The sequence below is a fragment of the Peribacillus sp. P4_B1 genome, from assembly GCF_056402395.1.
Window position 1 is genome coordinate 1 of sequence record NZ_JBFUHM010000124.1, and the last position, 2650, is coordinate 2650.

Below are 2650 nucleotides of genomic sequence, written 5' to 3' on the forward strand. Positions count from 1 at the left end.
AGTCTATACTTCATACGATTGAATAGGATTTATCTTACTGTTATCGAGGCGAATGTAAACTAATACATAAAAGTCTATATTCAAATCCTTAATAATATTTTGATTTTATTAATTTACATGGAATAAAATCCAATAAATGGTATGGTGATTTTGTTATAGTTTAAATTTTCTATGAGGAGAAAATATATGGATTTTTATGTAACTTCTAAATATAGAAACCTTGAAAGAGTACCTAATTCTTTTCCATGTGCGGTGCTCTCTACAGACAATTGGGATGATGGTGGTTATAAAACTTTACATAAGTTATATTATTTTAATCAGGATAAAAAGGAGTTTAAAATAGGAGAAGTTAAAATTCTCCACATAAATACAAAAAGAACTTCGTTAACAGGAGAATTTCAAGCTTTATCCCAAGAGTTTTGTTCATTAGGGCAGGACATTAGTTATTATGCAAATTTAAAAGAATTAGGTAACGAAGTGGCTTATGAAATATTTGAATGCTTAAATGATATTGCAATGGATGATAATATACACGATAAGTTTGTGATTCATGATGGATTCCATTCTTCATTAATAAGGTTTAGTCAGGCTGAAAAGGCATTAAGAGAAGGTTCGAAATTTTTTAATGATGATGAAGTGAAAAAAGTATTTCAATTTAATTTTACTTACAAGCTACTTTTGGCTAATAGACCCCATGAGTTTAATTTTAATTTTGAAAAAGATGAACACTTACCATATAGAATAAATGCTCTAATAGGGAAGAATGGTACAGGGAAAACGCAAATGTTAGCGAAAATTGCAGCATTGGTTAGTGGTTTTGAAAAAAGCAAAAAAGAAAATTTTTCACCAAGTCGTCCTTCCTTTAGTAAAGTTATCGCTATTTCCTATAGTGTATTTGATGAATTTGACCGTCCAAAAGATACTGATAGAACTTTTAGTTATAAATATTGTGGGATAAGAGATGATCAAGGAAAAGTAATGACTTCAACCACAATTAAAGAAAAAATCAAAAAATATCTTGAACTTATACAAGAAAAAGGAAGAATAGATGTATGGAAAAAAGTTCTTGATGAAATTATTGAAACGGAACACCGTAACATATTAGCAAGTCTATTAAATGGTGAAGATATATCACTTAGTTCTGGACAGAATCTAATATTAATGACAATGACAGAAGTTATTGCGAGTATTGAACACGAGTCATTATTGCTATTTGATGAACCAGAAACACATCTTCATCCTAATGCACTCTCGAATTTAATAAGGATGTTTAATACCTTATTAGATGAGTTTAAATCATTTGCTATTTTATCAACTCATTCTCCAATAATCATTCAAGAAATACCATCTAAATATATTAATGTAGTGGAAAGGATAAATAATACACCCAGAGTAAGAAAACTTCATATTGAAAGCTTTGGGGAAAACTTAACAACCATAACAAATGAAGTATTTGATGTAAGAAATACAGAGAGTAATTATAAAGGATGGTTTGAAAAGATGGCTAGGAATATGTCGAATGAAGAAATCCTTAGTTTATTTAACGATTCATTAAGCTATAATGCTATGACTTATTTAAATACTCTATTTAAGGATAAATCAAAATAACTATGAAAAACTTAAATCCAATTGAAGAAAACTTGATAGATGTGTATAAATCAATTGCAGTGAACTCTCAGGAGGTAAAAAAAGATAGTCTTTTGGGTGAAATGGAAGCAATAAATAAACGTTATGAGATATATTTAACAAACAGACAAAATCTCTCATCCATTGAACAAGTCGACTATACAGAACGGATTGAAATAAAAAATTACTTGCTATCCTGTTATAGTGAGAATATAACATTAAATAACTTAAAAACAGATATAACTAACAAACAAGAACTACATTACCAAGCAAAATGTCCTTACTGTGGACTGAATTCACCTGGTTCTTTTGACCACTACTTACCAAAGGAAGACTATCCAGATTTTTCTGTATTAGCATTAAACTTGATACCTTGTTGTGAAAAGTGCAACAGCAAAAAAGGTAAGAGGTGGAAAGATTTTGATGGTAACAGACTATTTATTAATTATTATTATGACTTTGTTCCTCAAGAAAAATATCTGTATGCTCGTATTTCATTTAACAAAACTCTGACTCCCACAGTCACTTATGAAATTATTGAAAATGAACAAATAAATAGTGTAACTTTTGAAATAGTAAAATCACATTATAATAAATTAAATTTATGTTCCAGATTTGAATCTCACGCTAATGATGAAATTTCAAATGTATTTCTTGAAACACAATTAGCAGTAGAAGAAGGCGTCGAAATAGAAGAACAGGTAAAATCTTTGATAAGAAAAATCAAAACAAGTACCCAAAGCGCTGGTAGAAATAATTGGCTTGTTGCACTATATGAAGCCATAGTTGAAAGCGATTTAATTAATATTTGTTATAGTAAAAGCTTGCCTATAAGGTAAGCTTTTAATCAACCTAATTTAATGTCTGACTAGTATCGTATGAGTACACTCATATGATATGAAATGTTGACCTAGGTTCGGTGTTAGTTCGTAATACATCATATACATGTATCAAAAAAGATGGCGAAGTTTGATGATTTATGGTTATGCACGTGTCTCATCTATTGTTCAGATCCTGGATGTAC

Annotated in this window: 2 protein-coding genes; both read left to right on the forward strand. The window is 29.4% G+C overall.

The genetic code is table 11. The features are described 5' to 3' along the window. Positions 1 to 186: 186 nt before the first annotated feature. Positions 187 to 1608 (forward strand): ATP-dependent nuclease, encoded by a 1422-nt coding sequence (locus AC1DVK_RS26650; protein WP_477627800.1) that lies wholly within the window; start codon positions 187 to 189, stop codon positions 1606 to 1608. A gap of 2 nt (positions 1609 to 1610) precedes the next feature. Beyond that, complete coding sequence (locus tag AC1DVK_RS26655; protein WP_477627801.1) at positions 1611 to 2465, forward strand: HNH endonuclease; 855 nt, start codon at positions 1611 to 1613, stop codon at positions 2463 to 2465. Positions 2466 to 2650 lie beyond the last annotated feature (185 nt).